Below are 19,971 nucleotides of genomic sequence, written 5' to 3' on the forward strand. Positions count from 1 at the left end.
CCGCCAAGGCGCCCCAGGCCCATCGAATCTGCCGCCCCGAGGGCCCTGCAACGCAGCGCCGGGTTTTATCGCCGCCCCTTTCGACAGATCCTGCTCCGCCGTTGAGGCATGCTTGAGGCTCCTTGATTTCAGGCGAGAAGCGATCCATGGCCCTGCTCTACAAAGCTGACCCGGTACGCGGTGAACACTGGCAACGGCTGTTCGCCGAACACGCGCCGGACATCCAATGGCGTGCCTGGCCAGACATCGGCGATCCTCGGGAAATCCGCTACCTCGCGGCCTGGCAGGCACCGGACGACATCCAGACACTGCTGCCGAACCTGCAAGTGCTGTTCGCCCTGTCGGCGGGGGTCGATCAGCTCAACCTCGACCGCTTGCCGGCCACGCTGCCGGTGGTGCGCCTGCTCGACCCGGGCATCACCCAGGGCATGTGCGAATACGCCAGCTTCGCCGTGCTCGGCCTGCACCGCGACATGCTGCGCTACCGCCAGCAACAGGCCCAGGGGAACTGGCAGGCGCACCGGCTGGTGCCCGCGCAACAACGCCGGGTCGGGGTCATGGGCCTGGGCTTGCAGGCACGGCAGATACTCGCCACCTTGCAGGCCTTCGGCTTCGCCTTGTCGGGATGGGCGCGTAGCGAACATCGCATCGACGGGGTGACCTGCTTTGCCGGCGCCGAACAACTGCCGGCCTTTCTCGGCCAGTGCGACATCGTCGTGTGCGTGCTGCCGCTGACCGAGCAGACCCGTGGGATCCTCGACCGCTCGTTGTTCCAGCACCTGCCAAAGGGGGCCGCGCTGGTCAACATGGGCCGCGGTGGGCACCTGGTCGAAGCGGACCTGCTCCAAGCCCTGGCGAGCGGCCAACTGAGCGCTGCCGTGCTCGACGTCCTGGAACAGGAGCCGGCCCCGCCGGACCATCCGTTCTGGACTCATCCGCAGATCCTGCTGACGCCCCACATCGCCGCCATGACGCAACCCGACAGCGCCTTTGCGGGGTTGCTGGAAAACATTCGTCGGCATCAACGGGGCGAACCGATGCTGGGATGCGTGGACCGAGCGCGCAGTTACTGACCGCGACGGGCGCAAGACCAGGCCGACAAGAGGCGTGCAGCCGTGGCAAGGCGCTTATCCCGCCGGGCTGCGCTGTTGCCCCACAGCACGCCAACTACCTCTGGCCTCCACCGAAGTGATAGCATTTAGCCTTCAACTTCTGATGGACCGCCTGCATGAATGAAGCTGCAAGGACGCTGATCACCTTGAACGGCGAACGCTATGTGTTCGAAAGCATCGCCGCCAAATGCGAGTTCATGAAAAACGAACTGAGCTTCTGGAAAGCGCAACATGAAGCGCTCCAGGTCAAAAATATGTCCGCGAAGCACCAAGCCTTCGAAAACCTGGCCAGCAGCCTGGCCGTCCTCCGATACCAGATCGAGGTCAATGAGAACGACTTTATCTACGATGACCAGCCCGAAGAGAGACTCTCGGATGTCTGGCTCTACAGCGAGTCCCCCGCAACGCGCAAATGGCTGGAGTTGCACGCACAACAACCGGCGGTGGCGGAAGGCTTCTATGACGGGATCTTCCTTGGAAAAAGCGAGCACCTGGATTCATTCGATCACCTGACGGGCTACCTGGCGGCTTATGAATTCAAGCTGCCCCTGGAAAGCGCCTTCACCGGCCGCGCCGCTGCGCAAACCTTGGCCCTGCGCGACGTCCATTCCAAGTTCTTCAAAGCCAAAGCCAGGCTCACCCGCAAAGCTGAAAAAGAGCTGAATACGTTTTCCGACTGGCACAAGACCGAAAAAGAGGACTGGACCCAGCGTTTCACCACGCTGGAAGCCACCTACCGGGAAAAGCTGCGTCTGGAGGGGCCGGCCACCTACTGGGCGAAGAAAGCCAGCGAGCACCAGACCCGCGGCTACATCTGGACCGGCGTGCTCGGCGTCATCCTGTTCGTCTCTGTCATCTGGCTGTGGACGTCTTTCAACATCTGGTTGAGTGGCGCGCGGACTCCGGTGGGGCTCAGTCAGATTGAAGGCGCGCTGATTTTCGTCTCGCTCCTGTCAACGCTGGCCTTCACCGTCAGGACGCTCTCCAAGCTGATCTTCAGCGCGTTTCACCTGCAACGGGATGCCGAGGAACGAGAACAGCTCACGCACCTGTACCTGTCCTTGAACAACGACACGCAAGTGGACGAAGAGTCGCGAAAGATCATCCTGCAGTCGCTGTTCAGTCGTTCGGAAACCGGGCTCATCTCCAACGAGTCCGGCCCGACCATGCCCGGGCTGACCGACCTGTTGTCGACCTTGAAAAAAGGCTGATCGCCCGCCCAAAGGCCCGTCGCGTGACAGGCGATACACTACGAGCCTTGCGCCGGGCCACTGAAAAACGGCCCGGTATTTACTGCTGGCCAAGCCGCGCATTTGAGCAAGAAATGTGGCGGCAAAAGCCGCGGCTTACCTAACCTGCCGAATCAATTGCTGGCGCTTGTCAGGGCCCGTTGCAGGTGAGATACAAGCACCAGCAGCGGTTGAATCCGCCCCCATCAAGCACCTTTTCCAGCGGTGACTCGCCATGTCCAATGCGCAACGCCCCACCTATTCCTACCGTTCCATGACGGCCGCCGATGTCCCTTCGGCGCACGCATTGTCGGTGCAGTTGAAATGGCCTCATCGGCTGGAAGACTGGGCCATGTTGCAGCGTGTCGCCCACGGGTTCGTCGTGGAAGACCAAGGCCGCGTGATCGGTTCGGCCTTCACCTGCCCTCAGGGCGGCCATGCCACCATCGGCCTGGTGATTGTCAGCGACGAGTACCAGGGCCAGGGAATCGGGCGCAAGTTGATGGAACTGGCCATCGAGGCCTGCGGCACGCGGACGGCCATCCTCAATGCCACGCTGGCCGGCGCGCCGTTGTATGCCAGCCAGGGTTTCGTCGACTTCGGGCATGTCCAGCAGCATCAAGGGCAGGCGCGGGTGCCGGCCCTGCAAGCATTGGCCGCCGGTGAGCATTGCCGGGCGTTGACCAGCGCCGACAACGCCCGCCTGATCCAGCTGGCCAACGCCGGCAGCGGGCTGGACCGGGAAGCCCTGCTGACGGACCTGTTCGAGGTCGTCGAGCATTCGGTGGGCATCGAACGCGACGGCCAGTTGTGCGCCTTCGCCCTGTTGCGCCCCTTTGGCCGTGGCCGCTGCATTGGCCCGGTGGTGGCGCAAACCGCCGAGCAGGCCCGGCACTTGATCACTCAATTGCTGGCCCGGGTGCCGGACGCCTTCGTGCGCATCGACATTCCCGTCCACACGGACCTGGCGCCCTGGCTGGAAGACGCCGGGCTCAAGCAGGTCGACAGCGTCGCCCAGATGGCCCGGGGCACGCCGCCACAGCCCAGCGGCGGCGTGCAGCAGTTCGCGTTGGCGACCCAGGCCGTCGGCTGAGCATTTACCGTTCCGAACAACATTCCAAGAGAGTCATCGCCATGCTCGAACCCACCGCCATGCTGCTGGCCCACGCCGACGGCCGCCTCCCCTCGACCCCGTTCACCGAAGGCACCCTGGGGCCCAACGATCCGTTCGACAGGCTCATTGCCTACCATGGCGCGGATGGCATGGCAGCCGGGGTGGTCCGGGCGAGCGGACGATTGACCGTCGAGGATTACCCGTTCAGTGAAACGATCGTGGTGCACGCCGGCGACGTCACCCTGCGTAGCCCGGCGCACACGCTGCAGCTCAAACCAGGGGACGGCGCGGTGATCGGCCGCGGGACGTCACTGGAGGTCGAGGCACACCCTCAGTCGCTCTGGGCCTTCTGTGCCGATGCGCAGGCGATCGATACGCGGATGCCCGGGCTCACTGCACTGCCCGCCCACACCCTGCTCTCGCCTTCGGCGGCGCCCGATGCGCAGATCCTGCTCAGTGCCACGCCGCAATGTCGCTCGCACAATCTGTTCGTCGAGGAGGCCACCGACCTGCGCGTCGGCCTCTGGGATTCGACGCCCTACACCCGCGGCTCACGACCGCACAAGCTGCATGAACTGATGCACCTGCTCGAAGGCAGCGTCACCCTCCAAGTCGCCGATGGCCGCGAACTGCTGGTCGGCACGGGCGATACAGTGTTCGTGCCGCTGAATGCGCCGTGTGCCTGGAAGAGCCTGGTCTATGTGCGCAAGGTGTATGTCGTCAGGTAGGACAGGTTGAATCCCCCCGCCCCACCCACAGGGTTTACCTGCGCAGTTCCATAAAAAAAGCCCGCAGTGTGCGCGGGCAAAGGTGCTGCGAGTGGATGGCGTTCAACCGGCCCGGAGCGCCTCGGTAATCGCCCTGCCGACGTCCTGGGTCGAGCCCTGGCCGCCCAGGTCGGGGGTGATTGGGCCTTCGGCGATCACCTGCTCGATGGCCTTGAGAATGCCGTCGTGGGCGGCGCGGTAACGTTCATCGCCGTTGCCGAGGAAGTCGAGCATCAATGCCCCGGACCAGATCATCGCGATCGGGTTGGCGATGTTCTGCCCATAGATGTCCGGCGCCGAACCATGCACCGGTTCGAACAGTGACGGAAAGCGCCGCTGCGGATCGAGGTTGGCCGAGGGCGCGATGCCGATGGTGCCGGCACAGGCCGGACCCAGGTCGGAGAGGATGTCGCCGAACAGGTTGGACGCCACCACCACGTCGAACCGATCCGGTTGCAGGACGAAACGCGCGCACAGGATATCGATGTGTTGCTTGTCCCATTGGACCTGCGGGTACTGCTCGGCCATCAGCGCCGTACGCTCATCCCAGTAGGGCATGCTGATGGAGATGCCGTTGGACTTGGTCGCCGCCGTCAGGCGCTTGCGCGGCCGGGCCTGGGCCAGGTCGAAGGCGAACTTGAGGATGCGATCGACACCGCGCCGGGTGAACACCGACTCCTGGAGTACGAACTCGTGCTCGGTGCCTTCGAACATCTTGCCGCCGACGGAAGAATATTCGCCCTCGGTGTTCTCGCGGATCACCACGAAGTCGATGTCCCCCGCTTCGCGTCCGGCCAGGGGGCACGGCACGCCGGGGAACAGGCGCACCGGGCGGATGTTCACGTACTGGTCGAAGTCGCGGCGGAACTTGAGCAGCGAGCCCCACAGCGACACATGGTCCGGGACCTTGTCCGGCCAACCCACGGCGCCGAAGTAGATCGCGTCGAAGCCCTTGAGGCGCTCGAACCAGTCGGCGGGCATCATCTGCCCGTGCTCCAGGTAGTAGTCGCAGTGGGCCCAGTCGAGCACTTCGATGCTCAGCGCCAGCTGCCATGTTTTTGCGGCCTGCTCCAGTACCCGCAATCCTTGCGGCAGGACTTCCTTGCCAATGCCATCGCCGGCAATGGCGGCGATTCGAAAGGGTCTATTCATCTATCGTGGCTCCACGGTGTTGGTTCGAACGGTGACCGGTTCACAGCCCACCGATGTGGAAGGCTTTGACTTCCAGGTATTCATCCAGGCCGTACTTGCTGCCTTCGCGTCCCAGGCCGGATTGCTTGACCCCGCCGAACGGCGCGACCTCCATGGAAATGATCCCGGTATTGAGGCCGACCATGCCGAACTCCAGCGCTTCCCCGACCCGCCATGAGCGGCGCAAGTCCTGGGTGAAGTAGTACGCCCCCAGGCCATAGGGGGTGGCATTGGCCAGGGCCAGGGCTTCTTGCTCGGTGCTAAAGCGCATCAGCGGCGCCACCGGGCCGAAGGTTTCTTCGCTGGCCAACAACATGCCGGCGTGGGCCTCCCCCAGCACCGTCGGCTGGACGAACTGGCTGTCGCCGTCAGGCACGCCCCCACACAGCAGCCGAGCGCCCTGGCTCAGGGCATCGTCAATGTGCCGGGCAACCTTGTCGACCGCGGCCGGATTGATCAGCGGGCCGATCGTCACGTCAGCCTCCAGGCCACTGCCAACCTTAAGCTTGCCCACCTCTTCCACCAGGCGCGCGGCGAAACGCTCGTAGATGCCGTCCTGCACCAGGATGCGGTTGGCGCACACGCAGGTCTGGCCGGCATTGCGAAACTTGCTGAGCATGATGCCGGCCACGGCTTGTTCCAGATCGGCGTCGTCGAACACGATGAACGGGGCATTGCCGCCCAGTTCCAGGCTCAGGCGCTTGATGTGCTCGGCGCTCTGGCGCATCAGCAAACGGCCGACGGCGGTTGAGCCGGTGAAGGAAATCTTGCGCACGACCGGGTTGCTGGTCAGCGCTTCGCCGATGGCCGTCGGCAGGCCGGTGACGACGTTGAACACCCCGGCCGGAATCCCCACCCGCTCGGCCAGCAGCGCCAGCGCCAGCGCCGACAACGGGGTCAGGTCCGACGGCTTGACGATCACCGGGCAGCCCGCCGCCAGGGCCGGCGCACATTTGCGGGTGATCATCGCGTTGGGGAAATTCCACGGTGTGATGGCCGCGCAGACGCCCACCGGCTGCTTGAGCGTGAGCAGGCGCCGGTCGCCGCTGGGTGTCGGGATGGTCTCGCCGTACACCCGGCGGGCTTCCTCGGCAAACCATTTGACGAAACTGGCGCCGTAGCGAATTTCGCCTTTGGCTTCGTTCAGCGGCTTGCCCTGTTCACAGGTCATGATCAGCGCCAGGTCGTCGAGGTTGTCGATCATGGCTTGGTACCAGCGCTCCAGCAGCGCCGCGCGCTCGGCGGCCGGGCGCGCACGCCAGGCTGGCCAGGCACGCTCGGCGGCCTCGATGGCGCGGTGGGTTTCGCCGCCCTGCATCGCCGGCACCCGCGCGAGGCACTGGCCGCTGGACGGGTCCAGCACGTCGAGGGTGGCCGCGTCATCAGCGGCGGCCCATTGACCATCGATGTAGGCGAGTTCTACCAGCAGGCTGGGATCTTTCAGGCGATTCTTGAGCATGGTCGTGTCCTGTTCCGAGGTCATTCCAGTCTAGGGAGATGCCACGGGGCAGGATGCTGAAAGGGTATTTTGGCGCAGTGTTGGATGCTGAAAATCGCGACGGGACGGCAGGCTCTACCGACCGCCGGAATCAACCTGATCCTGATGATTCCCTTTGTTGGAGAATCCCGAATGGGGGCAAGCTCGCACAGTTGTTTTTGGGGTGGCTGCGATAATTGCGGCAAGCAGAAACCCTGTGGGAGCGGGCTTATCCGCGAAGGCGTCAGATCAGCTACCTAGGCAGCGGCTGACACACCATTTTCGCGAGCAAGCTCCCACAGAAATCTAGCGCTTGAGCGATCCCAGCAGCCCATCCAGGAATCGCTCGCCCGCTTCCATCTGGCTGATCTCGATGAACTCATCGGGCTTGTGCGCCTGTTCGATCGAGCCCGGGCCGCAGACCACCACCGGCACGTCCAGGCGTTGCTTGAACAGGCCGCCCTCGGTGCCGAAGGAGACCTTGGCGGTGCCGGTGTCCGGGGCGGCGAAGGCCTTGAGGAAACGCACCGCCTCGACGCTCGGGTGAGTGTCCAGGCCCGGGTAGACGTTCACGGTTTCGATCTCGATGGCCGCCACGCTGGACAACTGCCTGGCCTCCCTGACGATCAATTCGGCGTGTTCGCGCAACTGCTCCAGGAACCCGTCGAGGTCATCGGCCGGCAGGTTGCGCACCTCGAAATCCAGGGTGCACAGGTTCGGCACGATGTTCAGCGCCTTGCCACCGACAATCTGCCCCACATGCACGGTGCTGTAGGGCACGTCGTAATCCGCATCCTGCGCTCCGTGCGCCTGCAACCGCTGCTGGCTCTGGCGCAAGGCGGCGATGAAGTCGCAGGCCAGGTGGATCGCATTCACCGAGCGCGGCGCCAGCGACGAATGCGCCTCCAGGCCACGGCAGTAGGTGCGGTAGGAACCCTTGCCCTTATGGCCGAGCACGAACTGCATGTTGGTCGGCTCGCCGATCACACACAGGAACGGTCGCACCGGCGCCAGGTGCAGCACATCGAGCAAGCGTCGCACCCCCACGCAACCGATTTCCTCGTCGTGGGACAACGCCAGCTGCAACGGCCGGCTCAACGGATGCTCGGCTGCATCGAGCATGGCGTCGATGGCCAGGGCGATGAAGCCCTTCATGTCGCAGCTGCCACGGCCGTAGATCCGGCCGTCCCGCAGCGTCGCCTGGAACGCCGGGACCGTCCAGGCCTGCCCGGCCGCCGGCACCACGTCGGTGTGCCCGGACAACAGGATCCCCGGCAACTCCCGTGGCCCGGTGCTGGCGAACAGGTTGGCTTTCTTGCCGCTTTCATCCTCGACGATCAGTGAATCGATGCCCTTGCTCAGCAACAGGTCGCGCACATATTCGATCAAGGCGAGGTTCGACTGCGAGGAGACCGTTTCAAAGGCCAGCAGGCGTTCGAGGATGGCCAGTACCCGAGGTTTCATGAGGCCTTGCTCCGTTGCTCGGCGGATGAGGCGAACCGGCGAATGGAAAACGGCTCGATGGAAGTGCTGGTGCTGCCGGTGCTGATCAGTTCGGCCATGACGTCGCCGACGCCCGGGCCGAGCTGGAAGCCGTGGCCGCTGAAGCCGAAAGCATAGAACAGACCGTCGACATTGCCGCTGCGACCCATCACCGGCAAAGCATCCGACAGGTAGCCTTCGATACCGCTCCACACCCGGATGATGTTGAGGTTGTCGATGCCCGGCACCAGGCGCCGCATCTGCTCCAGTTGGTTGAGGATGCTGCGCGGCTCGACGTAGGCCCGGCGGTTGAGCATGTCCGGCTTGCTGCGATATCCCCCGCCAATGATGATGTTGCCCCGCGGGATCTGGCGGAAGTAGATCACCTCTTCGGGGATTTTGGTGTACACGCCGATCACCGTCGGCAAGGCATACGGCACCGGTTCGGTGACGGCCATCTGCGGGCCGTTGGTTTCCAGGGGAACCGGTTCGCCGAATTGCGCCGAGAGCTTCTCGCCCCAGGCACCGGCGGTGATCAGCAACTGCGCGGCGCTGAACTGGCGGCCATCGGTGGTGGTCACGCCAAACCCGTCGCCACTCTTGTGCACGTCGGCCACCTCGGTGCGCTCTTCGATCCGCGCCCCGAGCCGCCGGGCCGCCCGCGCAAACGCAGGTGCCGCCAGGCGGGGGTTGGCATGCCCGTCGTGCGGCGCATAGGAGCCGCCCTTGACATCCTTGCCCAGAAACGGGAAGCGCTCGTGCAGGTCGGCGCCCCGGTAGATCTGCAAATCCAGCTGCGCCGCCTCAGGCGCCGCCGCGTAGGCTTGGAGCTCGGCAATTTCATCCTCGCGATAACACACGCGCATGTGACCGCTGGCGATGAATTCCAGGTCATCGTCGATCAACTCCGGCAGGCGCTTCCACAAGGCCCACGAACGGTTCGCCAGTTCCAACTGCCCGAGAAAACGCCCCTGGCGTCGCACATTGCCGAAGTTCACACCGCTGGCGTACTGACCGACCTGGTCACGCTCCAGCAGGATCACCGACTGCCCCCGCTGCCGCAGGAAAAACGCCGTGGCCGAGCCCATCAGGCCGCCGCCGACAATCACCACATCGGCTCGTTGCACCGTCATGGGGTTACCTCCCGGGTCAGCATCGAAAGCGGTTTCACCGGTGCCTGGCCACGTTGGCGCCCCACCTCCTGCACCGGGATGCCAGCGGCGGCGGCGATCACTTCGGTCCCGGCCTGGGAACAGTAACGACCCTGGCAGCGGCCCATGCCGACCCGGCTGAACGCCTTGGCCCGGTTCACTTCGCAGGCGCCCTTCTCGCTGACGGTGCGGCGCAACTCGCCGGCGCTGATCATTTCGCAGCGACAGACGATGGCCTCGTCCGGCAAGGCCCCGGCTTGTTCGGCAGGCCAGGGGAATGCCTCGGCCAGGCCCAGGCGAAACGCATCCATGACCTTGAGCGCACGCTGCTGATCGGCCAGGAGTGTCGCCTCCACCGGCTGTTGCAGGTCACGGAGCAGCGCCATGGCGACCAAGCGACCGGCATGTTCGGCGGCATCGGCACCGCGGACCTTCGCCCCATCGCCGGCCGCGTAGACGCCACTGACCGAGGTCCGGCCCTCGGCGTCCGTGTCCAGCCACCATTGACTGCTCGCCTCGTCAAAGCGCAGGCGACAGCCCGCCAGGTCGGCCAGTTGGGTCTCCGGCCGCAGGTGGTAACCCAGCGCCAGCGCGTCGCATGCCACGGTCAACGTCTCGCCATTTGCGCGGCGCACCCGCACGCCGCTGACGCCACGGCTGGCCTCGCCGAGCACGCCGAGGGGAGAAATGCCCAGGTGCACCGGGATCTTCGCCCGATACAGTTGCGCCAGCAGTTTCAGCCCGGTGAACAGCAACCCCGGGCGTGCCATGAGCTTGGGCAAGGCCTTGAGTCGATGGCCCAGGGGCGAGGTGTCCAGCACAGCGGCCACCGAGGCCCCGGCTTTCACATACTGGCTGGCGACCAGGTACAGCAACGGCCCGCTGCCCATGAACACCACGCGATGGCCGATGGAAACGGCCTGGGCCTTGAGCGCGATCTGCGCCCCGCCGAGGCTGTAGGTGCCGCCCAGTTGCCAGCCTTCGACCGGCATCAAGCGGTCGGTGGCACCGGTGCAAAGAATCAGGGCGTCGTACTCCACCGTCGAATGCACGCCCTGGCTGACGCAACACAGCTGGCCCGGCGTCAGGTTCCAGACCAGGGTGTCCGGGCGATAGTCGATCTGCGGGCGCAGGCGGTCGAAGCTGTCGTGTAAGGCCCTGGCCTTGTCCGCCTCGGTGCCGTACAGCGTCGCGTAGCTGCGGGTGAAGCCTTCGGGCTGGCGGCGATAGATCTGCCCGCCGTCGCGACGATTTTCGTCGATCAGGATCGGCCTGAAGCCCGCCGCCACCAGGGTCTCGGCGCACCGCACGCCAGCCGGGCCCGCGCCGACGATGGCAATTCGATGAGTGTTCATCCGCGCAGTGGCCATATCGCCTCCGGTTGCCGGGTGATGATGTCCAGTCCTTCGCGCACTTCATTGGAACAAGCGCGCAGGCGCTCGCCGCCGCGGGTCCAGACCCAGCAATCCTGGCAGGCGCCCATCAGGCAGAAGCCGGCGCGACTGCCGGGGTCGAACTCCGACTGGCGCAGCGCCGGGCCATGGGTCAACAGCGCGACCATCAGCGTGTCGCCCTGCAACGCCTCGATGGGTTCGCCATCGACCTTCAATCGGACAACGGGCCGGCCCTGTTCGGCCAACCTCACAAAACGCGCGTTCATGCGTAGGCTCCCACGATCATGCTGTTTGAATCCTGTTGGGTCTTGAGCAGCTCGCCGCTGTCGTGATGACAGAGCACTTCGCTGCCGCCGTCGATGATTCGTCGCGGTGGCGCGGTGCGATTGCACACGCCATCGACCCGCACCGGGCAACGTTCGAGAAAGGTGCACAACCCCGGCACATCGGCCCTCGGCCCCAGGGCGGGCAGCGAGCCGCAAGTCGTGGCGCCGCAGCTTTCCAGCCAGCCCTGGCGCATTTCTGGCACCGAATGGATCAACAGGTCGGTGTAGGGATGGAACGGCGCCTGGGCGAAGGCTTGCCGCGCACCGGCCTGGACCTTGTAGCCGCTGTACATCACCACGATGTCGTCGCACAGCGCCCGCACCGTGGAGATGTCATGGCTGATGAACAGGTAGGAAACCCCCAATTGCTGGCGCAGGTCGCGCAGCAGTTCGAGGATCGCCGCGCCGACCACGGTGTCGAGGGCCGAGGTCACTTCATCGCACAGGATCAGGTCCGGCTTGGCCGCCAGCGCCCGGGCCAGGTTGACGCGCTGTTTCTGCCCGCCGGAAAGCTCGCCGGGGCGGCGTTCGGCCAAGTCCCGCGGCAGGCGTACCAGGTCCAGCAGCTCACCGATACGCTCACGCAGGGCCGCGCCCTTGAGGCCGAAATACATCTTCAGCGGCCGGCCCAGGATGGTGCTGATGCTGTGCATCGGATTGAGCGCGGTGTCGGCGTTCTGGAACACCATCTGGATCCGTCGGAACTGCTCATCGGTGCGCTCGGACAGGCTGCCACCCAAGGGGTGCCCGTCGAACGCCAGCCCGCCGACCGCCGGGGTCAGCAACCCCGCCACCACCCGCGCCAGGGTCGACTTGCCCGAACCCGACTCACCGATCACACCGATGGCCTGGCCCCGGCGCACCGTCAGGTCGATGTCCTCCAGGACGCGGATCGTCGGCATGCCGCGCGCATCCTTGTTGCCGTAGCCGGCGGTCAAGCCCTGGATGGTCAGCAGCGGCGTGTCTTGCGCCACGCCGCACGGCGGGCGCAGGGTCGTGTCCGGTCGCGCCGCCGCCAACAGGCTGCGGGTGTAGGCGTGGGCCGGGCCCTTGAGCAACGGCGCGGTGGCGCTCTGCTCGAAGATCTGCCCGCCGTTGAGCACCACGATCTGGTCGGCCATCTGGGCCACGACGGCCAGGTCGTGGGACACGTAGACCGCCGTGGCGCCACGCTCACGCACCACGCGCTTGAAGGCACGCAACACATCGATCTGGGTGGTCACGTCCAGGGCGGTGGTCGGCTCGTCGAGCACCACCAGCAGCGGGTCGCTGATCAGCGCCATGGCCGCCATGACCCGCTGCAATTGCCCGCCGGACACTTGATGAGGATAGCGGCGGCCGATGCGTTCGGGGTTCGGCAACGCCAGGTCGCGAAACAACTCCATGGCCTTGGCTTCCAGCGTGGCCCGACTGCCCAGGCCATGGATCAGTGCCCCTTCCACCACTTGGTCGATCAACCTCTTGGCCGGGTTGAACGCCGCCGCGGCGCTTTGGGCGATGTACGAGACTCGGTTGCCACGCAAGCCCTGCAACTCGCTTTCGCTCAATGCGAGCATGTCGTGCTCGCCGATCTGCACCACCCCACCCGCCAGGCGACAGCCGCGCCGGGCGTAGCCGAGCAGCGCCAGGGCGATGGTGGTCTTGCCGGAGCCGGACTCGCCGATCAGGGCCAGCACCTCGCCTTTTTCCAGGGCGAAGCTCACGCCCTTGACGATCTCCACGTCACCGCGCTCGCCACTGGCGACCACCCGCAGGTTGTCGACTCGGATCAATTCACTCATATCAATGGCCTCCCGAACGTCGATTGCGCCGTGACGACAGGCGATCGATAAACAGATTGACGCCAATGGTCAGGGTGCCGATGGCCAACGCCGGGATCACGATGGCCGGTGCGCCCTGGTTGAGGCCACCGATGTTCTCGCGCACCAGCGATCCCAGGTCGGCGTCCGGCGGTTGCACGCCGAGGCCGAGGAAACTCATGCCGCTGAGCAGCAGGACGATGAAGCCAAAGCGCAACCCCAGGTCAGCCAGCACCGGGTTGAGCATGTTCGGCAGAATTTCCACACAGGCGACGTACAGCCGCCGCTCGCCCCGGGTGCGGGCCACTTGCACGTACTCCAGCGCCTCGATATTCACCGCCATGCTGCGGGCGATGCGAAACGCGCCCGGCGTGTAGCTCAGCACCGCCGTGCACACCAGCAGCGTCACCGACGAACCGAAGGCCGAGACCATGATCAGCGCCAGCATCTTGCTCGGGATCGAAATGAAGGCGTCCATCAGCCGACTGATCAGTTCATCCAGCCACTTGGGCGAGACCACTGACAGCAGCGCGCAACTGGTGCCGAGCCCACTGGCCAGGACCGCCGCTACCAGCGCCAGGCCCACCGTGAGGCGCGCCCCCACGAGAATGCGGCTGAGCATGTCGCGCCCCAGGTAATCGGTGCCCAGCGGGTAGGCCGCGCTGAAACTGTCGAAGATATTGTCAGAGACCACTTCGCCCACCGGGTGCGGTGCCAGCCAGGGGCCGAAGATCGCCACCAGCAGCCAGGCCGCGCACATCACGGCGCCGATCAGCCCCAGCCAGGACGAACCGTGAGCGTCCTTGCCCAATGCCAGTGCGACCGCCGCCGTCGGGGATTTCACAATGGGATTGTTCATTGGTTTCTCAGCCTCGGATTGGAAAGGATCGCGCACAGATCGGCAATCAGCACCAACATCAGGTACGCCGTGCAGAACAGCATGGTGCAGGCCTGGACCAGCGCCATGTCACGGTTGGTCACCGCATCGACCATCAGGCTGGCAATGCCGGGGTAGTTGAAAATCGTCTCGACGATCACCACCCCGCCCAGCAGATAGGAGAGGCTCAAGGCGATGGCGTTGGCGATCGGTCCAATCGCGTTGGGCAAGGCATGCCGCAACACCACCCGCACCGCACTCACGCCCTTGAGGCGGGCCATTTCCACGTAGGGGCTGTCCAATTGATCGATCACCGCGGCCCGGGTCATGCGCGCCATCTGCGCAACGATCACGCAGCACAGCGTCATCACCGGCAAGGCGTAGGTGCGCATGAACTGCCACGGCGAGGTGATTTCACTGGCGTAGGACAGCGCCGAAAGCCAACCCAGGTTCACCGCGAAAATCAGCACCGCCAGGGTCGCGACCAGGAACTCCGGCACCGCCACCATCATCAGGGTTAAGAAGCTCATGAAACCGTCGACGCGGCCACCACGCCACATCGCCGAGCCAATGCCCAGGATCAATGCCACGGGCACCGAGACCAGCGCCGTGGTGGCCGCCAGCATCAGCGTGTTGGGCACCCTGCCTGCCATCAGCTCGGTGACCGGCACGGCATTGGAGACCGACACGCCGAGGTCGCCACTGAGCAGGCTCGTCAACCAGTGCAGGTAGCGCAGCACACCCGGCTGATCGAGGCCCATCTTCACCCGCAGCGCCGCGACCTGCTCCGGCGTGGCGAACTGTCCAAGGGCCTGTTGCGCCGCGTCTCCCGGCAACACCGCCGTGATGGCGAACACCACCATCGAGACGATCAACAGCGTCACGATCGCGGCGCCTGCGCGCCGGCCGATCAGCCACAGTGTGCTGCTATTCATCACCCTGCCCTCCTGCCCGGTCACCCGGCCGATACCCGACGCTCATCAGGCGTCCAGCCAGACTTGCTCGGCGAACATGTAACCCATGAAACCGCCCAGCGGGTTGGTGCCATAGCCCTTGACGCGCTGGTCGACGCCGTCGATGTTGCTGATGAACACCGGAATGCCGATGCCGCTGTGGTCGTGCACCAGGGTCTGCATGTCGGCGTACATCTTGCCGCGCTTGGCCTCGTCGGTTTCCCCCCGGGCCTGCACCAACAGTTGGTCGAACTGCGGGTTCTTCCAACCGGACTCGTTCCACGGCGCCAAGGACTGGAAGAACTGCGAAAACAGCATGTCGGCGTTGGGACGCGGGTTGATGTTGCCGAAACTCAGCGGGTGCTTGGCCCAGTGGTTGGACCAGTAGCCATCGCTCGGCAGGCGGTTGACGTTGAGCTTGAGCCCGGCTTCCTTGGCCGATTGCTGCAACAGCACGGCCACGTCCACCGAACCGGTGGCGGCCGGCGAGCACATCAACGGCATGCTGATGCTTTCCATGCCGGCCTTCTTGAGCAGGAACCTGGCCTTCTCCGGGTCGTAGACCCGCTGAGGCAGGTCGGCGTTGTAGAACCGTGCGCCGGGGGCGATGGGGTGGTCGTTGCCGACCCGGGCGAAGCCACGGAAGATCGCCGACTTGACCTGCTCGCGGTCCAGCAGCAGTTTCAGCGCCTCGGTGAACTCGGCGCTCTGGCCGGGCATCTGGTCCTGGCGAATGATCAGGTCGGTGTAGTTGCCCGACGGGGAATCCACCACACGATGGCCGCTGCTGTCCTTGATCCGCGTGGTCGAACGCGGGTTGACCTCGTTGATGATCTGCACGTCGCCCGACAGCAGCGCGTTGACCCGCGACGGCTCGTCGCCGATGCCGATGAATTCGATCTCGTCCAGGTACGGCAGGCCGGGTTTCCAGTAGCCGGTGTTGCGTACACCGATCGAACGCACCCCAGGCTTGAATTCCTTGACCTTGTACGGCCCGGTCCCGATGCCCTGGTTGAAGTCGCTGGTGCCCTCCGGGACGATCAGCAGGTGAGAAACGGCGAGGATCGACGGCAGTTCGGCATTCGGGCCGCTCAGGCGGATCTGCACCTCGTGGGTGCCGGTGGCCTTGACCTCGGCGAACTGCTCCGCCAGCGACATGACCTTGGAACCGGTGATCGGGTCTTTGTGGCGCATCAGCGAATACACCACATCGGCAGCGGTCAGCCCCTTGCCGTTGTGGAACGTCACTTCCTTGCGCAGGGTGACGACCCAGAGCGTGGCATCGGTGGTGTCGATGCGTTCGGCCAGCTCCAGTTGCGGCACCATGTGGCTGTCGAAACGGGTCAGGCCGTTGTAGAACATGTAGTGACGTACGTAGTCGGTGGACGACGAGCCTTTGGCCGGGTCCAGGGTATCGGCGGTCGAGCTGGAGATGCCCGCGACGCGGATACGCCCGCCGGGCTTGCCTTTGCCGGGGTTGGCCTGTTCATCGGCGAACAACTTGCCAGCGGCGCCGAACAGGCTGCCGGCCCCCGCTGCCGCGACACCCGCCAGCCCCAGCATCTGCAAGGCGTGGCGACGCGACATGCCGCGGTTGAGCCCTTCGAAAACACGCAGACTTTCTGTGCCGGTAATCAACTGGCTGTCGATGCTGTTCTTATTGTCAGTCATGTCAGTTCTACCTTTCCAAGTGATAAGGGCTCGGTTGCGCACGGTTGACGCAACGTGAATGGAACGCCAAGCAACTTCATGAAACTCAGTGCAGGTAGTCCTGCAGCCGGTAGTACGCCCCCACCAACGGCAGGAACCAAGGCTTGCCGAAGTGGCCGGGGATGGCCGGCCAATCGAGTTCACGCCAAGGATTGGCCTCGGCCTTGCCGGCCATGACCTCGGCCATGACCTGGCCCATGTGCACCGACATCTGCACGCCATGGCCGCTGTAGCCCATGGAGTGGAACACCCCGCCATGCTGCCCGGCCCGGGGCAGGCGATCGGACGTCATGTCCACCAGGCCGCCCCAGCAATAATCGATCCGGGTGTTCGCCAGTTGCGGGAACATCCGCACCATCGCCGCTTGCAGCACCTTGCCGCTCTTGGCATCGGACACGCTGTCGGACATGGCAAACCGCGCGCGGCCGCCAAACAGCAGGCGATTGTCCGGCGTCAACCGGAAGTAATTGCCGATCATCCGGCTGGTGACATAGGAGCGCCGGGCCGGCAGCAGGCTGTCGATCAATGCGTCAGGCAACACCTCAGTAGCCACCACGAAGCTGCCCACCGGGACAATGCGCCGCCGATACCAACCCAAGCCGCCCTGCTGGCTGGCGCCGGTCGCCAACAAGACCTGCGAGGCGTGCAACGTGCCCTTGCTGGTGTTGACCCGATAGCCGCCGGCGCTGGCCTTCCAGTCCTTGACCGTGACGCCCTGGAAGATCAGCGCGCCGTGACGCGCCGCCGCCTCGGCCAGGCCGATCCCGAAGCGCCCGACGTGCATCTGCACGCCGTTGCGCTGCAACAGGCCGCCGTGGAACTGGCTGGAGTTGACCTCCGCCCGGGCCTCTTGCGCAGACAGCAATTGGACCTGGGCATCGACCTCCTTGCGAATCAGCTCGCAAGTGCGCGCCAACCCTTCGTAGTGCATCGGCTTGGCGGCCAGTTTGAGCTTGCCGTTGCGCTTGAGGTCGCAGGCAATCCCCTCCTGCTCCACCAGTGAAACGACGCTTTGCACCGCGCTTTCGTAGGCCTGGTAATAGGCACGCGCCTTATCGGCGCCAAGGCTGGCGGTGAGTGCGGCGTAGTCCTGGGCCACGCCGGTGCTGCAATGGCCGCCGTTGCGCCCCGACGCTTCGCCGATCACTCTGCCGGCCTCCAGCACTACCACGCTGGCGCCCTTCAAGGCCAAGGCGCGGGCCGCCGCCAGGCCGGTGAAGCCACCACCCACGATGGCGACGTCGACCTGCCCCGGCAACCCGCCGAGCTGGGCACCGGTGAACGCCGGTGCGGTATCGAGCCAATAGGACTCACTGCCCATGTCTAACCCCTTTGACCTTGAAGAATGCGTGCGCCTCAGAGCCCGACCAGGCCGGGCAAGCCACCGATATCGGCGATCTGGTGGTAGCCGTAGATGGCGTTGCCTGGTTGTTCATGGCCACGGGCGACGAAGGCTTTGTTCCTGATCTTCATGTCGTGGGCGGGCATCAGGTCATAGCGGAAACTGGACGAGACGTGCAGCACGTCCTCCGGCCCGCAGCCTAAGTTGTCGAGCATGAATTCGAAGGCCGCCAGGCGCGGCTTGTAGGCCTGGGCCTGCTGGGCGGTGAAGACTTTATGAAAAGGCGCGCCGAGCTTGTCGACGTTGGACATGATCTGCTCGTCCATCGCGTTGGAGAAAATCACCAGGGGGATCTTGTCGGCGATCTTCGACAGGCCCGCCGGTACGTCGGCGTGCGGGCCCCAGGTGGGAACGGCATCGTAATAGAGCTGGCCTTCGCCCCGGTACTCGACGCCCCAACGCTTGCAGACCCGCATCAGGGAGGTCTTGATGATTTCATCATAGGGCCGCCAGTCACCCATCACCTGGTCCAGGCGATAGGCGGCGAAGTCCGTGACGAACTGGTCCATCTGCCCGGCGCTGACACGGTCGGCAAACAGCTCGCGGGTCATGGTGCCCATCTGGAAATTGGTCAACGTGCCGTAGCAGTCGAAGGTGATGTACTTGGGTCGAAGAAAGCTCATGAGTGCGGGTCCTGATGATGGTTGAGGGCCTGACGTGGCAAACATTGCTGCGGGTCGTGAGGCGTCGCGGCATCGCTGCATCACGTTTTCATTACAACACCATGAGACCGTGGAAAAACGGTTAAAAATACTGGCCGCTTGGTACAAACCACCGTTTTGCGGGGCTCCCTCAGCAGACTTTGCGGGATGCTCCAGGCGTGGGCGCTGCACCCGTGTTTCTGAGGCTTTGCGGGCAGTTATGGTGCGCAAACCGGCGCTGCAAAGGGTGCTTTACGGCAGAATCTACGCCTGGAATAGGCAGTGCTGACGGCTGTGTGGAATGGACGATCGCTTTCGCGAGCAAGCTCGCGCCCACAGGAGGTATCGGGTGTTGCTGCACTGGATGCACACCACCAAACCACTGTGGAAGCGAGCTTGCTCGCGAAGGCGGCAGGCCTGTAGAACTCAGGCCTTCAATTCAGCCTCGAAGAAGCTCACCAAGGCCTGTACCCGTGCGCTGCGGAGCTTGCGCGAGGGCACCAGCAGGTTGATCGGGGCGCTGTCGAATTGCCAATCGGCGAGCACCCGCACCAGGCGGCCTTCGGCGATGGCTTTGCTGACGTCCCATTGCGAGCGCAGCACCAAGCCCAGCCCCTGCTCGGCCCAACGCCGGGCCACGCTGCCGTCGTTGCTCAATAGCGCGGGCTTGATGCGCAACGTCTTGCGCCCCTGCCCGTTGCGCAGATGCCACAGCGTGACGTCTTCATCGTTTTCCCGAATACAGATGCAGCGGTGCTCGGCCAGTTGCTCAGGTAACGCAGGCGTACCGTACTGCTCCAGATAGGCCGGACTTGCGCAGAGCCATCGGTCATTCTGGGTCAGGGGCAGGGCCACCCACTGGCTGTCACTGAGGGCGCCGACGTGTATCACCGCGTCGCTGTCATGGCGATCAGGCCAGGGCGTCTCGCGCAAATCCAGGTGCAGGCACAGGTGCGGATGCAGCCGGGCAAAACGGGCCAGCAGCGGCGCGATGCGTTGTCGACCATAGCCGAACGGCGCCGCCAGCCTGAGAGTGCCGGCCAGCTGATCGTCCTGTTGCTTGAACGACTCGGGCAGCGCCTCCAACTGCTCCAGCAACAGTGCGCTCTGGCGCGAGAACCGCTCGCCGTCGGCGGTCAGGCTCAGGCGCCGGGCGTCGCGGTTGGCCAAGGTCAGGCCGAGCAGCGTTTCCAGCTTGCGCAAACGCATGGATAGCGCCGGTGGCGAGACATTGAGGGCCCTGGCGGCGGCACTCAACGAATCGGAACGCGCCAGCGTCACGGCCATGCGCAGGTCTTCGATGGCAATCATTCAATTCAACTTAATGATAGATGACGAAGCATTGA

16 protein-coding genes and 1 pseudogene are annotated in these 19,971 nt (G+C 64.8%); 4 read left to right on the top strand and 13 right to left on the bottom strand.

Annotated elements, in window-relative coordinates; genetic code table 11:
- Positions 1 to 146 precede the first annotated feature (146 nt).
- The 4 genes and pseudogenes from VM99_01475 to VM99_01490 all read left to right on the top strand — a co-directional run bounded on the left by VM99_01475 (position 147) and on the right by VM99_01490 (position 4,183).
- The gene (locus tag VM99_01475) at positions 147 to 1,073 is read left to right on the top strand and encodes a 2-hydroxyacid dehydrogenase (protein AKJ96783.1); all 927 of its coding nucleotides are present in this window, start codon (positions 147 to 149) and stop codon (positions 1,071 to 1,073) included.
- 761 nt (positions 1,074 to 1,834) lie between these two features.
- Positions 1,835 to 2,323, top strand: a pseudogene (locus VM99_01480) (hypothetical protein).
- A gap of 253 nt (positions 2,324 to 2,576) precedes the next feature.
- Positions 2,577 to 3,434, top strand: a complete 858-nt coding sequence (locus VM99_01485; GenBank protein ID AKJ96784.1) for a GNAT family acetyltransferase — start codon at positions 2,577 to 2,579, stop codon at positions 3,432 to 3,434.
- A gap of 41 nt (positions 3,435 to 3,475) precedes the next feature.
- Positions 3,476 to 4,183: a cupin gene (locus VM99_01490; protein AKJ96785.1), complete on the top strand. Its 708-nt coding sequence runs from the start codon at positions 3,476 to 3,478 to the stop codon at positions 4,181 to 4,183.
- A gap of 102 nt (positions 4,184 to 4,285) precedes the next feature.
- Here VM99_01490 and VM99_01495 read toward each other — a convergent pair whose 3' ends face one another.
- The 13 genes from VM99_01495 to VM99_01555 form a co-directional block, all read right to left on the bottom strand.
- Entirely contained in the window at positions 4,286 to 5,374 is a 1,089-nt protein-coding gene (locus VM99_01495; GenBank protein AKJ96786.1) for a tartrate dehydrogenase, read from the bottom strand.
- A 40-nt stretch (positions 5,375 to 5,414) separates the two neighbouring features.
- The gene (gene gabD, locus VM99_01500; GenBank protein ID AKJ96787.1) at positions 5,415 to 6,872 is read right to left on the bottom strand and encodes a succinate-semialdehyde dehydrogenase; all 1,458 of its coding nucleotides are present in this window, start codon (positions 6,870 to 6,872) and stop codon (positions 5,415 to 5,417) included.
- A 324-nt stretch (positions 6,873 to 7,196) separates the two neighbouring features.
- On the bottom strand, positions 7,197 to 8,354 hold the full coding sequence (locus tag VM99_01505; protein AKJ96788.1) for an acetylornithine deacetylase: 1,158 nt from the start codon (positions 8,352 to 8,354) through the stop codon (positions 7,197 to 7,199).
- Positions 8,351 to 9,505 carry a sarcosine oxidase subunit beta gene (locus VM99_01510; GenBank protein AKJ96789.1) on the bottom strand — a complete coding sequence of 385 codons (1,155 nt, stop codon included), beginning with the start codon at positions 9,503 to 9,505 and terminating at the stop codon, positions 8,351 to 8,353. The genes VM99_01505 and VM99_01510 overlap by 4 nt, the downstream gene beginning before the upstream one ends.
- On the bottom strand, positions 9,502 to 10,878 hold the full coding sequence (locus tag VM99_01515; GenBank protein ID AKK01665.1) for a (2Fe-2S)-binding protein: 1,377 nt from the start codon (positions 10,876 to 10,878) through the stop codon (positions 9,502 to 9,504). Before VM99_01515 ends, VM99_01510 begins: the two co-directional genes overlap by 4 nt.
- Entirely contained in the window at positions 10,875 to 11,183 is a 309-nt protein-coding gene (locus tag VM99_01520) for an NAD(FAD)-dependent dehydrogenase (protein ID AKJ96790.1), read from the bottom strand. The genes VM99_01515 and VM99_01520 overlap by 4 nt, the downstream gene beginning before the upstream one ends.
- A complete protein-coding gene (locus VM99_01525; protein ID AKJ96791.1) occupies positions 11,180 to 13,024 on the bottom strand; it encodes an ABC transporter in 1,845 nt (614 codons plus the stop codon). Before VM99_01525 ends, VM99_01520 begins: the two co-directional genes overlap by 4 nt.
- 1 nt (position 13,025) lies before the next feature.
- Positions 13,026 to 13,901: a DNA-directed RNA polymerase subunit alpha gene (locus VM99_01530; protein ID AKJ96792.1), complete on the bottom strand. Its 876-nt coding sequence runs from the start codon at positions 13,899 to 13,901 to the stop codon at positions 13,026 to 13,028.
- Positions 13,898 to 14,854, bottom strand: coding sequence for an ABC transporter permease (locus VM99_01535; protein AKJ96793.1), 957 nt, complete (start codon positions 14,852 to 14,854; stop codon positions 13,898 to 13,900). Before VM99_01535 ends, VM99_01530 begins: the two co-directional genes overlap by 4 nt.
- 45 nt (positions 14,855 to 14,899) lie before the next feature.
- Positions 14,900 to 16,543, bottom strand: coding sequence for an ABC transporter substrate-binding protein (locus VM99_01540; protein AKJ96794.1), 1,644 nt, complete (start codon positions 16,541 to 16,543; stop codon positions 14,900 to 14,902).
- Positions 16,544 to 16,628: 85 nt separating this feature from the next.
- Positions 16,629 to 17,903, bottom strand: a complete 1,275-nt coding sequence (locus VM99_01545; protein ID AKJ96795.1) for an FAD-dependent oxidoreductase — start codon at positions 17,901 to 17,903, stop codon at positions 16,629 to 16,631.
- A 35-nt stretch (positions 17,904 to 17,938) separates the two neighbouring features.
- Positions 17,939 to 18,607, bottom strand: a complete 669-nt coding sequence (locus tag VM99_01550; GenBank protein AKJ96796.1) for a dehalogenase — start codon at positions 18,605 to 18,607, stop codon at positions 17,939 to 17,941.
- A gap of 444 nt (positions 18,608 to 19,051) precedes the next feature.
- Positions 19,052 to 19,936, bottom strand: a complete 885-nt coding sequence (locus tag VM99_01555) for a LysR family transcriptional regulator (GenBank protein ID AKJ96797.1) — start codon at positions 19,934 to 19,936, stop codon at positions 19,052 to 19,054.
- Between the last annotated feature and the right edge of the window lie 35 nt (positions 19,937 to 19,971).

Source organism: Pseudomonas chlororaphis (assembly GCA_001023535.1).
Classification (GTDB): Bacteria; Pseudomonadota; Gammaproteobacteria; order Pseudomonadales; family Pseudomonadaceae; genus Aquipseudomonas; species Aquipseudomonas chlororaphis_E.